This is a genomic window from Uliginosibacterium sp. H1 (assembly GCF_036017065.1).
Lineage (GTDB): Bacteria > Pseudomonadota > Gammaproteobacteria > Burkholderiales > Rhodocyclaceae > Uliginosibacterium.
Genome location: NZ_JAYXHR010000002.1, coordinates 23966 through 36852 on the forward strand (window position 1 = coordinate 23966; position 12887 = coordinate 36852).

Annotated in this window: 9 protein-coding genes; 3 read left to right on the top strand and 6 right to left on the bottom strand. The window is 66.1% G+C overall.

Features of this window, described 5'->3' with window-relative positions; all coding sequences use genetic code 11:
• Positions 1-37: 37 nt before the first annotated feature.
• The 5 genes from urtE to urtA all read right to left on the bottom strand — a co-directional run bounded on the left by urtE (position 38) and on the right by urtA (position 5240).
• Positions 38-727 (bottom strand): urea ABC transporter ATP-binding subunit UrtE, encoded by a 690-nt coding sequence (urtE, locus tag VVD47_RS09580; RefSeq protein WP_327603234.1) that lies wholly within the window; start codon positions 725-727, stop codon positions 38-40.
• Positions 728-953: 226 nt separating this feature from the next.
• Positions 954-1697 carry an urea ABC transporter ATP-binding protein UrtD gene (gene urtD, locus VVD47_RS09585; RefSeq protein ID WP_327603235.1) on the bottom strand — a complete coding sequence of 248 codons (744 nt, stop codon included), beginning with the start codon at positions 1695-1697 and terminating at the stop codon, positions 954-956.
• Positions 1698-1713: 16 nt separating this feature from the next.
• Entirely contained in the window at positions 1714-2907 is a 1194-nt protein-coding gene (gene urtC, locus VVD47_RS09590; protein ID WP_327603236.1) for an urea ABC transporter permease subunit UrtC, read from the bottom strand.
• Positions 2908-2927: 20 nt separating this feature from the next.
• The gene (urtB, locus tag VVD47_RS09595; protein ID WP_327603237.1) at positions 2928-3842 is read right to left on the bottom strand and encodes an urea ABC transporter permease subunit UrtB; all 915 of its coding nucleotides are present in this window, start codon (positions 3840-3842) and stop codon (positions 2928-2930) included.
• A 126-nt stretch (positions 3843-3968) separates the two neighbouring features.
• Positions 3969-5240: an urea ABC transporter substrate-binding protein gene (gene urtA, locus VVD47_RS09600; RefSeq protein WP_327603238.1), complete on the bottom strand. Its 1272-nt coding sequence runs from the start codon at positions 5238-5240 to the stop codon at positions 3969-3971.
• 550 nt (positions 5241-5790) lie between these two features.
• Here urtA and VVD47_RS09605 point away from each other — a divergent pair.
• Positions 5791-9177 carry a hybrid sensor histidine kinase/response regulator gene (locus tag VVD47_RS09605; protein WP_327603239.1) on the top strand — a complete coding sequence of 1129 codons (3387 nt, stop codon included), beginning with the start codon at positions 5791-5793 and terminating at the stop codon, positions 9175-9177.
• Complete coding sequence (locus VVD47_RS09610) at positions 9161-10078, top strand: response regulator (RefSeq protein WP_327603240.1); 918 nt, start codon at positions 9161-9163, stop codon at positions 10076-10078. Before VVD47_RS09605 ends, VVD47_RS09610 begins: the two co-directional genes overlap by 17 nt.
• 341 nt (positions 10079-10419) lie before the next feature.
• Here the strand turns inward: VVD47_RS09610 and VVD47_RS09615 are convergent, their stop codons facing one another.
• Positions 10420-11004: a hypothetical protein gene (locus VVD47_RS09615; RefSeq protein ID WP_327603241.1), complete on the bottom strand. Its 585-nt coding sequence runs from the start codon at positions 11002-11004 to the stop codon at positions 10420-10422.
• Positions 11005-11326: 322 nt separating this feature from the next.
• Here VVD47_RS09615 and VVD47_RS09620 point away from each other — a divergent pair, with 322 nt between their 5' ends.
• Complete coding sequence (locus VVD47_RS09620) at positions 11327-12841, top strand: class I SAM-dependent methyltransferase (protein WP_327603242.1); 1515 nt, start codon at positions 11327-11329, stop codon at positions 12839-12841.
• Positions 12842-12887: the final 46 nt, after the last annotated feature.

Here is a 12887-nt window from a genome sequence, read left to right on the forward strand (position 1 = left end):
TTTGGGTGTAACGCAACGGACCTTCGAGGCGCGCCTCTCAGACCGAAAGGAATTCCTTGATGCGTGCGGTATCCGTGTCGGCGCGCGAGCTCTCATGCACCAGGCGGCCGCCCTCGATGACGAACAGGCGGTCGGCCACGTCCATCGCGAAGGACAGCACCTGCTCGGACACGACGATGGTGATCTCGCGCAGCTTGCGGATCTCGTTCAGCGCCTTGGCGATGTCCTTGATGATCGAAGGCTGGATGCCCTCGGTGGGCTCGTCGAGCAGCAGCACCTTGGGGTTGGTGACCAGTGCGCGTGCGATCGCCAGCTGTTGCTGCTGGCCACCGGACAGGTTGCCGCCCTTGCGGCGACGCATGTCCCACAGCACCGGGAACAGTGCGTAGATGTCCTCAGGAATGCGCTTGTCCTTCGCGTTCTCCAGGCCGGTCTGGATGTTCTCTTCCACGCTCAGGGTCGGGAAGATCATGCGGCCCTGCGGCACGTAGGCGATGCCCTTGGCGACGCGGCGATAGCTCTCGTCCTTCGTCACGTCCTGGCCGGCGACTTCCACCTTGCCGGCCTTGCTGGGCAGCACGCCCATCAGCGACTTGAACAGCGTGGTCTTGCCCATGCCGTTGCGGCCCATGATGGCCACCGTCTCGTTCTTGTTGGCGGCGAACGAGATGCCGTGCAGGGCCTCGCTCTGGCCGTAGCTCACGAAGAGGTCGGATACGTTCAGCATGATTTCTCCTTCTTGCCGTCAATCCCGCGCCCCTCGACAAGCTCGGGGACCGGACGGGATTTCGACGACTGTATGCGGGTGTTGAACGACACTGGATTCCCGCTCGGGCGCAGCTCGGTTGACCCTGAGCTTGTCGAAGGGCGGGAATGACGAGGTAGTGTGCGAATGGTGTCCATGCTCGATGCTCTGCCCGGTGATCGATTCAGTGGCGCACTCAGTGGCCGACTCAGTGACCCAGGTACACGTCGATGACCTTCGGGTCGCTCTGCACCTTGTCCATCGAGCCTTCCGCGAGGATCTTTCCCTGGTGCATGACGGTGACCTTGGAGGCGATGCGCTTGACGAACTCCATGTCGTGTTCGATGACGATCATCGAGCGGTTCTGGCAGATGCGTTGCAGCAGCTCGGCGGTGAGTTCGCGTTCACGCACGCTCATGCCGGCGATGGGTTCGTCGAGCATCAGCAGCTCCGGGTCCTGCATCAGCAGCATGCCGATCTCCAGCCACTGCTTCTGGCCGTGCGACAGCAGGCCGGCCTCGGTGTGCAGCTTCTCCGCGAGGCCGATCTCTTCCGCCACGCTCTGCACCCGCTCACGCACCTCGGCGTTGCACTTGAACCGGAGCGCGCCGAACACGCCACGACCGCGCGGGAAGGACACTTCCAGGTTCTGGAAGACGCTGAGGTTCTCGTAGATGGACGGCGTCTGGAACTTGCGGCCCACGCCCTTGCGGACGATGCCGTACTCCGGCAGCCTGGTGAGTTCCTCGTTCTTGAACTTGATGCTGCCCTTGCTGGCTTTCGTCTTGCCGCAGATGAGGTCGAGCAGCGTGGTCTTGCCGGCGCCGTTGGGGCCGATGATCACGCGCAGCTCGTTCTTGTCGACGTAGAGGTTGAGGCTGTCGATGGCCTTGAAGCCGTCGAAGGACACGGTGAGGTCTTCCACCGCCAGCACGAAGTCGGTATTGCTCATGGCATGTCTCCTTCGCTCAGGCGCGGGCCGGCGCGGCGGGTGGCGCGCTGCTGCTCAAGGATGTTGAGGGTGGCGTGGGGGCCGCCGGCGTGCGTGGCGTGACGCTGGCCTTGCGCGCCGCCACGCGACGTGCGATCCACGGCTTGATGTGGCTCTCGTACAGGCCGGCCAGGCCGTTGGGGAAGGCCAGCACGACGCCGATGAACAGCGCGGCCATCAGGAACAGCCAGAGGTCGGGCGCCGTCTCGGAGAAGTAGGTCTTGCCGAAGTTCACCAGCAGCGCGCCATACACCGCGCCGACCAGCGACATGCGCCCGCCCACCGCGGCGAAGATCACCATCTCGATGCTGGGCACGATGCCGACGAAGCTGGGTGACATGAAGCCGACCTGCAGCGTGAACATCGCGCCGCCGATGGCCGACAGCGCCGCCGCCAGGCAGAACACGAAGACCTTGAACATCGACACGTCGTAGCCGGAGAAGCGCACGCGGTCCTCCTTGTCGCGCATCGCCAGCAGCAGGGTGCCGAGCTTGCTCTTCTGCACCCACATGCACAGCAGGATGGACACGATGAGCAGGCCGGCGCTGACGAAGTACAGGATGTACTTGGCGCTGTCGGTGCGCGTGTCCCAGCCCAGCATGGTCTTCAGGTCGGTCATGCCGTTCACGCCGCCGGTGTAGCCCTGCTGGCCGATGATGAGTACCGACAACACCAGCGCCACCGCCTGCGTGATGATCGCGAAGTACACCCCGCCCACGCGCCGCTTGAACATCGCGAAGCTGATGATGAAGGCGAGCAGCGAGGGGATGGCGATGATCGCGATCATCGTCAGTGGCAGGCTGTAGAAGGGCTTCCACCAAAAGGGCAGCTCGGTGAGCTGGTTCCAGTCCATGAAGTCGGGGATGCCGGGGGTGGACTGGATCTTGGTGGTCTCCGGGTCCGAGGCTTCCAGCTTCAGGAACATCGCCATGCAGTAGCCACCGAGGCCGAAGAACACGCCCTGCCCGAGGCTCAGCACACCGCCGTAGCCCCACAGCATCACCAGGCCGATGGCGACGAAGCCGTAGGTCAGGTACTTGCCGACGAGGTTGAGGCGGAACAGGTCCAGCGTGAGCGGGAACACCACCAGGATGATGAGGGCCAGGATCAGCAGGCTGCCGAGGCCGCCCTTGAGCAGGCCGTCTTTGAGGGAGGTCATTGCGGGGGTCATGGTTCGTTCTCCTGGGTGACTCAACGACGGACTTTCGAGGCGAACAGACCTTGAGGCCGGATCATGAGGATGCTGATGATCATCATCAGCGTGAGCACCTTGGCCATCGAGCCGGTCATGAAGAACTCGGCGATGGACTGCGTCTGGGCGATGCCGAAGGCCGAGGCCACGGTGCCGAGCAGGCTGGCCGCGCCACCGAAGGTCACCACCAGGAAGGCGTCCACGATGTACAGCGAGCCGCTGGTGGGGCCGGTGGAGCCGATGGTGGTGAAGGCCGCGCCCGCCACGCCGGCGATGCCGCAGCCGATGGCAAACGTCAGGCGGTCGGTCTTCCTGGTGTTGATGCCGATTGCATTGGCCATCACGCGGTTGGACACGGTGGCGCGCACACGCAGCCCCCAGCGCGACTTGTAGAGCGCCAGCATCACCAGCCCGGTGACCAGCGCGGTGAGCGCCAGCACGAACATGCCGTTGATGGGAATGTCCAGGCCCTCGCTGGGCGCCCAGGAGCCCATCAGCCAGTCAGGCAGCGTGGGGCTGACTTCCTTGGGACCGAAGGTGGAACGGAAGATCTGCTGCATGCCGAGGCTGAGGCCCCAGGTAGCGAGCAGCGTGTCGAGCGGCCGTTTGTAGAGGTGGCGTATCAGCGCCCACTCGACGAACCATCCGACGATGAATGCGACGATGAAGGCGATGCAGATCGCGAACGGGAAGTACATCTGCATCGCATTCGGCAGGTAGTTCTGCGTCAGCGTGGAGAACAGGAAGATCGTGTAGGCGCCGATGGCCATGAACTCGCCATGCGCCATGTTGATCACGCCCATCTGTCCGAAGATGATGGCCAGGCCCAGGCCCATGAGCAGCAGTACCGCGAACAGCGACAGGCCCGCGAACCCCTGCATCAGGGCGATGTTGTACATATCGGTCAGAGACATGCGGTTTCTCCATCCGTGAGAGACAGGACTGCGGGAAGAACTGGAACTGCTGCCGCGCACGCTGCGCGGCGCCACCGTGCAGGCGTCACGGCTCCTGCCGCGCTTGCGACAGGAGCCGTCCGCTGCTTACTGGTAGCCCTTCGGGAACGGGTCCGGCACGATCAGCTCGGGCGACTCGGCGACGACCTTGAACTGGCCGTCCATCGTCATCTGGCCGATACGTGCCTTGCTCCACAGGTGATGGTTCTCGTGGATCTTCACGTAGCCTTCCGGCGCTTCCTTGAACTCGATGCCCGGCGAGGCGGCGGCCACCTTGGCGACGTCGAAGCTCTTGGCTTTCTCCACCGCGGCCTTCCACAGCCAGGGGCCGAGGTAGCCGGCCTGGGTCACGTCGCCGATCACCGACTTGGGCCCGTACTTGGCCTTGAAGGCTTCGACGAACTTCTTGTTGTTCGGGTTATCGAGCGACTGGAAGTACTTCATGCAGGCGTAGAAACCCGCGCTGTTCTCGCCGCCGATGCCCAGCAGTTCGTCCTCGGTCACCGAGATGGTCAGCAGGAACTGCTTGTCGGCGGTGATGCCGGCCGCCTTCAGCTGCTTGTAGAAGGACACGTTGGAGCCGCCGACGACCACCGCGTAGATGCAGTCCGGCTTGGCCAGCTTGATCTTGTTGATCAGCGAATTGAAGTTGGTGTGGCCCAGCGGGTAGTACTCCTCGCCGACGACCTTGCCCTTCAGCTTGTTCTCGATGTGCTTGCGCGCGATCTTGTTCGAGGTGCGCGGCCAGATGTAGTCGGAGCCGATGAGGAAGAAGCTCTTGGCCTTCTTCTCGGTGTTGGCCCAGTCCAGGCCCCAAAGGATCTGCTGCGTCGCTTCCTGGCCGGTGTAGATGACGTTCTTGCTCTGCTCCAGGCCTTCGTAGAAGGTCGGGTAGTACAGCAGGCCGTTTTCCTTCTCGAACACCGGCAGCACAGCCTTGCGCGACGCAGACGTCCAGCAGCCGAACACGCAGGCGGCGCGGTCGTTGATCAACAGCTTCTTGGACTTCTCGGCGAAGGTCGGCCAGTCGGAGGCGCCGTCTTCCTTGATCACGCGGATCTTGCGGCCCAGCACGCCACCCATGGCGTTGATCTGGTCGATGGCGAGCTGCTCGGCCTGGATGGAGCCGGTCTCGGAGATCGCCATGGTGCCGGTGGCGGAGTGCAGCTGACCCACCACCACCTCGGTGTCGGTCACCGCCAGCTTGGTGGTGTTCACCTGCGCGGTGGGGATGTTGGCGGCACGCGCGAAGTTGCTGACCGCCGGCAGGCCGATCAGCGGCAGGGCGGCCATGCCCTGCAGGAGCCGGCGGCGATTGTTGGACTCGGGGCTATCGTGATTATCGTGGTCGTGCGACATGGACTCTCTCCTTGGGCTGTCACCATGAGGTTTGCGGGTCGCCTCGTCCGCCTGCCGATGTGCCGCACTCCCACCTTCCCTGCTGCGCATCGACCGGCGTTCCGGCTTGGGCCCCAAGGTACGGACGACGACGTACGCGCCCTATACGTCAATCGACGTAAGCGCCGTCCTACAGAACCGTTCGCAGCCTCCCGCAAGCCGCGCCCCGCAAGGGTTCCGGCGGGCGCGGGCGATGTACGCGCAATCCGCGCAGGGTTCCGGGGCATACGTCATTCGACGTATGCCCCGAAGTTGCCAGCGAGTGCCCCGCAGTGGCGCAATGCGCTCCATAGCGCACAGCTTCGATGCGCAGGAACTCATGCACCCGATGTGCCCCGATGTGCCCGCCGCGCGCCGATCGATGGTCGATGCGCCGGCAGACCCGCTGCCATGGCCGCATGCCGTGACACGGGACACATGACCGGACGGATGGCGCGTCGTGGCGACGTGGCCGGGCCGCAGCGGGAGCAGTTCTTGCGTCGGAGGTGCACCTTCAGGAGCCCTGCCGACGATGAGCGTCGCCACCCAGAAAATCTTCCGTGTCCGCCGCGACTACAACACCTGGGTCGCCAACGAGACGCTGGAGGACTACGCGCTGCGCTACACCCCGCGCAGCTTCCGGCGCTGGTCGGAGTTCCGCGTCGCCAACACCGCCTTCGGCGCGGTGTCCTTCCTCGCGCTGGAGGCCATCGGCGGCGCGATGGCGCTGAACTACGGCTTCTCCAACGCGCTGTGGGCCATCCTCGTGGTGGGCCTCATCACCTTCATGACCGGCCTGCCGATCAGCTACTACGCCGCGCGCTACGGCGTGGACATGGACCTGCTGACGCGCGGCGCCGGCTTCGGCTACCTCGGCTCCACCATCACCTCGCTGATCTACGCCAGCTTCACCTTCATCTTCTTCGCGCTGGAGGCGGCCATCATGGCGCTGGCGCTGGAGATGTACTTCGACCTGCCGCTGTCGCTGTGCTACGTGCTGTCCTCGTTGCTCATCATCCCGCTGGTGACGCACGGCATCACGCTGATCAACCGCCTGCAGTGGTGGACCCAGCCGGTGTGGCTGGCCCTGCTGCTGCTGCCCTTCCTGGCCATCCTGTTCAAGCACCCCGAGGCCTACCGCGAGTTCACCGACCTGTCCGGCCACACCTCGGGCAGCAACGAGTTCAGCTGGCTGATGTTCGGCGCCGCCGCCACCGTGGCCTTCGCGCTGGTGGTGCAAATCGGCGAACAGGTGGACTACCTGCGCTTCCTGCCGGAGAAGACGAAGCGCAACCGCGTGCGCTGGTGGGCCGCCGTGCTGGTGGCCGGGCCGGGCTGGATCGTGCCGGGCATGCTGAAGATGCTGGGCGGCGCCTTCCTCGCCCACCTGGTGCTGCAGATGCAGATTCCGCCGGAACGCGCGGTGGAGCCGACGCAGATGTACCTGGCCGGCTTCCAGTATGTGTTCGGCGATGCACGCTGGGCGCTGCTCGCCACCGTGGTGTTCGTGGTGGTGTCGCAGGTGAAGATCAACGTCACCAACGCCTATGCCGGCTCGCTGGCCTGGTCCAACTTCTTCGCGCGCCTGACCCACAGCCACCCGGGCCGCGTGGTGTGGCTGGTGTTCAACGTGCTGATCGCCATCCTGCTGATGTCGCTGGGCGTGTTCCAGGCGCTGGAGCACGTGCTGGGCCTGTACGGCAACGTGGCCATCGCGTGGGTGGGCGCGCTGGTGGCGGACCTCGTCATCAACAAGCCGCTGGGCCTGTCGCCGCGCCACATCGAGTTCAAGCGCGCGCACCTGTACGACCTCAACCCCGTGGGCCTGGGGGCGACGCTCATCGCTGCCCTGCTGGCCATCGTCGCCTACACCGGCAACTTCGGCCCCGGTGCTCAGGCCTTCGCACCGTTCATCGCGCTGGGCGTCGCGATGGTGGCCGCGCCCATCCTGGCGGTGGCCACGCGCGGCCGCTACAACCTGGCGCGCAGCAGCCACACCGAGTGGCAGCCCGGCGAGCTGGTGCGCTGCACGGTGTGCGAGAACCGCTTCGAGGCCGAGGACATGGCACGTTGCCCGGCCTACGGCGGCGCCATCTGCTCGCTGTGCTGCACGCTGGAGTCGCGCTGCCACGACCGCTGCAAGACCAACTCGCGAGCCGCCGACCAGATGCTGGGCGCGCTGGCCCGCCTGCTGCCCGACGGCATGTCGCGGCGGGTGAACTTCCGCGTCGGCCACTACGTGTTCGTCACCGCCTCGCTGGGCCTGCTGCTCGCCACCATCATGGGCGTGGTGTACTACCAGGAGAGCGTCAGCGCCCAGCTCGACGAGACCGCGCGTGCCCACCTGCGCATCGGCTTCGAGAAGGCCTTCGCGATGCTGATGCTGGTGGTGGCGGTGTGCGGCTGGTGGGTGGTGCTGGGTAGCGAGAGCCGGCGCATGGCGCAGGACGAATCCAACCGCCAGAACCAGTTGCTGACGCGCGAGATCGATGCCCACCGCCGCACCGACGCCGCCCTGCAACACGCCAAGGAAGTGGCGGACGCCGCCAACCTCGCCAAGACGCGCTACGTCACCGGCATGTCGCACGAACTGCGCACGCCGCTCAACAGCATCTTCGGCTACGCGCAGATCCTGCTGCGCGACCGCTTCGTGCACGGCAAGCGGCGCGAGGCGGTGGCCTCCATCCACCGCAGCGGCGAACACCTGCTGAGCCTCATCGACGGCCTGCTGGACCTCGCCCGCATCGAGGCCGGCCGCCTGCGCCTGGACCCGGCGCCGCTGCCGCTGCGCGAGTTCATCGACGACCTGGTACGCATGGTGCAGCCACAGGCGCACGCCAAGGGCCTGGGCTTCCAGCTGGAATGCCACGGCCGCATGCCGGCGCAGGTGATGGCCGACGCCAAGCGGCTGCGGCAGATCCTCATCAACCTGCTGGCCAACGCGGTGAAGTTCACCGAGCAGGGCGTGGTGCGCCTGCGCGTGGAGTACCGCATGGAGGTGGCGCGCTTCGAGATCATCGACACCGGCATCGGCATCGCGCCGGAAGACCTGCAACGCATCTTCCTGCCCTTCGAGCGCAGCAGCGCCGGCCGCCGCGTGTCGGAGCCCGGCACCGGCCTGGGCCTCACCATCACCAAGCTGCTCACCGAACTGATGGGCGGCGACATCGCGGTGGAGAGCGAACCCGGCATGGGCAGCCGCTTCACGCTGCGCCTGTACCTGCGCGAACTCAGCACACCGGCGGGCGCACGCGAGCACCGCCCCATCGTCGGCTACGACGGCGCACGCCGCAGCCTGCTGATCGTCGACGACCAGCCCGACCAGCGCCACATGCTGGCCGGCCTGCTGGTGCCATTGGGCTTCACGGTGCACGAGGCCGCCAGCGGCCGCGAGTGCATGGAGAGCATCGCCGAGTCCGTGCCGGACGCGATCCTCATGGACGTCAGCATGGACGACATGGACGGCTGGGAAACCTGCCGCCGCCTGCGCGCGCGCGGCCTCGTGGACACGCCGGTCATCATGGTGTCGGCCAACGTCTTCGAGAACCGCATCGAGCGACTGGCCGGTGCCGGCGCGCAGGCCTTCGTCGGCAAGCCGGTGGTTGAATCCGAACTGCTCGCCACGCTGGCGACCCACCTCAGGCTGAGCTGGCAGACCGCCCTGCCGCAACCCGCGCCGGCAAGCGCGCTGACGCCGACGCAACTGTCCGGCCGCCTGCCCGAGGACGACGTCGGCGAACTGCTGACCCTCGTCCAGTTCGGCAAGTTGCCGCAGCTGCGCCAGCGGCTGACCGAGCTGGCCCATGAACACCCGCATGCCGCCGAAGACTGCGCCCTGCTCGCGCGGCTGGCGGAGCGCTTCGACCTCGAAGGCCTGAAGCGCATCCTCAAGGAGTCGATACGTGTCACTGAACACTGAAACCCTGCATCGCCACGCCGTCCTGGTGGTGGACGACGCCCTGCCCGCCCAGGGTTTCCTGTGCGAAGCGCTGGAGGCCGCCGGCTACACCGTGATGCTCGCCGGCAGCGGCGAGGCCGCACTGGAGACGCTTGCACTCACGGTGCCGGACGCCATGCTGCTGGACGCCGTGATGCCCGGCCTGTCCGGCTTCGAGACCTGCCGCCGCATCAAGGCCGACGCCGCGCTGGCCCATGTGCCGGTGATCTTCATGACCGGCCTGTCCGACACCAGCCACATCGTCGAAGGCTTCGCCGCCGGCGGCGTCGACTACGTGGTGAAGCCGGTGCGCGTGGAGGAGGTGCTGGCGCGGCTCGCCACCCACGTGCGCAATGCCCGCGCCAGCCGCCTGGCCCGCGAGGCCATCGACGTCGGCGGCCATGGCGTCGTCATGATCGACAGCCAGGGCCGCATCGCCTGGTGTTCACCGAAGGCCGCCTACTGGTTGCACCACTTCCTGCCGGAATACGAAGGCAACCTGCCCGACAGCTTCCGCCAGCGCTTGCTCAACGGCGAGATTGCCCCGCACTCGCGCCTGGCGACACTCGAGGACCGCAGCCTGCAGGCCCGCGGCCTCGGCACCGTCAGCGCCGGCGAATACATGGTGCTGCTGGAAGTGCGCAACGCCGACGCCGCAGGTCACGCCGAGCAGGCCCGCCTCGCCGCCGCCTCGCTCACGCAGCGCGAAACCGAAGTGCTGTCCTGGCTCGCCAAGGGCAAGACCAACCGCGACATCGGCGAGATCCTCGGCATGAGCCCGCGCACGGTGAACAAGCACCTGGAGCACATCTTCGAGAAGCTGGGCGTGGAGACACGGGCGGCTGCGGCGGCGCTGGCGACGCGGGCGCTGGCGGTGGAATGAGCGGCGGCGAGGCAAAGCCGTCGTCCCGTTCATCTCACCTACGAATCAGACGCTGCCTGAACCCGCGTGCCTCGGCTACGACTCAGGCGCATGACCGCAAGTCCGGCCAGCAAGCATGCGAGCGCCGGGGGTGCCGGCACAGCGGATGCGGCCATCTGGTAGTCGTGTCCGCTTGCGCTCACAAGGATGACATCCTCCGTAAGGGCATCCAGGTAGGTACGCGCGCCCCTGATCGCGTCGATGTCCTGCTCTGCGTCGATCGAACCTGTCCCTTCGCTGCCGAACACACCCATGTCGACTGATATGTTCAGCAAGCCGGAAAGCGTCAGCGTATCCCCGACCTAAGTCCTGACCGCGCGGCTGAACGAGGTGTATCCGAACCAAGACCGGTCCGAGCAACCGGGTGCGATGTCGCCGTAGCAATAGCTTTCCAAGTGGCCTCCCGATTGCGATCCGAGTGCGAAGCGAACGTCGGCGTAGTTGTAGATCGATTCCGATGCATCCACCTCCACGCTCCCGCGGAACAGCAAGGAGACAGGTGTCCCGTGGGCAAGGGTCGGACTTGTGACGGAAACCTGGTCGATGTAACGAAGATCTACCCAAGCGTATGCCAGCACATAACCGCCGGGCTCCGAGGGTGAAAAACGCAAACTTGCGTTCGCACTCACCCGTCCGCGGAGATCGCCGTAGTCTGCGTGAATCGCATAGGCGGAGGACGCCACAGCAAATCTCTCGGTGTCGGTCCAACCGTGTTCAGTGATCACGGCGGTGTTGTGCTCCACGTACAACTGCGCACATCGGGCACCCCCAGGGGAAACATAGAAGTCCGCCCATGCGCCGCATCCGGCAGCAGCGACCACCGTCGCCTCCGCGCTGAGCGAGACAGCCAACCCGAAGACCATCGCGATGACCGGATGAAAGCGCATTGAGTGCTCCTTGCAGGGTGGGCTGGAGGATCCCCTCAGGCAACCCGGAAAGACGGATCCGGCCTGCCAGAGAATGTGTTGTCACCTGGAGGTATAGGCCACTGGCATTCCGGGAGCAAGCATCCGGCAGCGTCTCATCGGTACGCTTTTCGGGCACCCGCAGATGGCAACGCTTAGCGCCATTTGCACCGCAGGAATCTGGAGCGAATCGTCTTCACGCAAGTGATGACAATGAGAAGAGCGCCAGGAACCGCAGCGCGGGGATTGCCCTGCCCTGCCTTCCCCGGCACCATCCGCCACACCCCTGCTGCCCACCTGAGACATGCCCGCCTCCACCGACGGATACGTCACCGAGCTGCCCTACAGCATCAACCACTTTCCCGAGATGGCGCCGGCGCATCTGCGCTACGCACTGCTGCAGGCCGGCATCGCCGCGCCCGCGCTGGACGCGCCGTTCAACTATCTCGAACTCGGCTTCGGACAGGGCCTGGGGCTCACGATGCTGGCCGCGCTGCATCCGCGCTCGCGCTTCTTCGGCAACGACTTCATGCCCGCCCATGTCGCTGCTGCGCAGGCCATGGCAGACAGTGCCCGTCTCACCAACCTGCAGATCATGGCGGACAGCTTTGCCGAGCTGGCGATACGCGACTTGCCGGCGATGGATTACATCGTGCTGCACGGCGTGTACAGCTGGGTGGATGACGCCAACCGCGACCACATCCTCGCGCCCATCCAGCGCCTGCTGAAACCGGGCGGCGTGGTCTACGTGTCCTACAACGCCCTGCCGGGCTGGGCCAACAAGGCGCCCCTGCAGCACCTGATGAGCGAGATCGCGCAGCGGCAGGAGGGCAGCGCACTGCAACGTTTCGACGCTGCGCGCCGCACGCTTGGAATGCTCGACCACCAGGACGCCGCCTACTTCGCCGCGAACCCCGGCGCACGCAGCGCGCTGCGCGAGATCGCCGAGTCCGGCGACGCCTATCTGCTGCACGAATTCGCCCCCGCCGGCTGGTCGCCCTTCTATCACACCGACATCGCCAGCCGCATGGCCGGCGCCGGGCTGCAGTTCGCCGCCTCGGCCCGCCTCTTCAGCAACGTCCCGCAGTGGTCGCTGCCCGCCTCTTCGCGTGCGCTCATCACCGGCACAGCGGACAGCAGCCTGCGCGAGCTGATGCGCGACTACGTCGTGCAGACGCCACTGCGCCGCGACGTCTTCGTGCACGGCATCATCCCGCTGGAAGACGAAGAGATCATCGAAGCGGAATGCGAGACCCTCATCGCCCTGTTGCGCCCCCCCGCCGCCTGCGCCCGCAACGTCCGCACGCCCATCGACGCCGTGCGTCTCGACGACGAGGTGGCAGACGCCCTGCTGGAAGCCCTCGCCAAAGGCCCTCATCGCTTCGCTGCGCTACGCGGCCTGGGCACGCTCGCCCACGTCGACCCGGCGCGGGTCGCCGCAACGCTGAACCTGATGCTATGCATCGGCTACCTCGGCGCCGTGGCATCCGTGGATGCCGCCGCACGCGTACGTGCCCACGCCCTGAACGCCGCCCTGCTTGGTCGCCTGCGCGCGGGCCAGCGTCTTTCAGGGCTGGTATCGCCGGCGATGGGTACGGCGGTTGCAATCGCGTACCACGACTTGCTGTTCCTCGCGGGGCAACAGGAGGGGTGCCAGGGTGAAGAGGCACTTTCTGCCTATGTCGCGGGCATTCTTGCGCGCGTTGGAGACGAGGTGGTCGACGCGCAAGCTGCGCCCGATCTGCGTCGTGAGGCGTACAACTTCCTGAAGTATGGCGATGCGTATTACCGCTCGCTGGATCTGTTCGCTACGCCGTAGCGGCCCGCGTAGCCTCTACCCTCACACATCCGTCATTCCTGCGCAG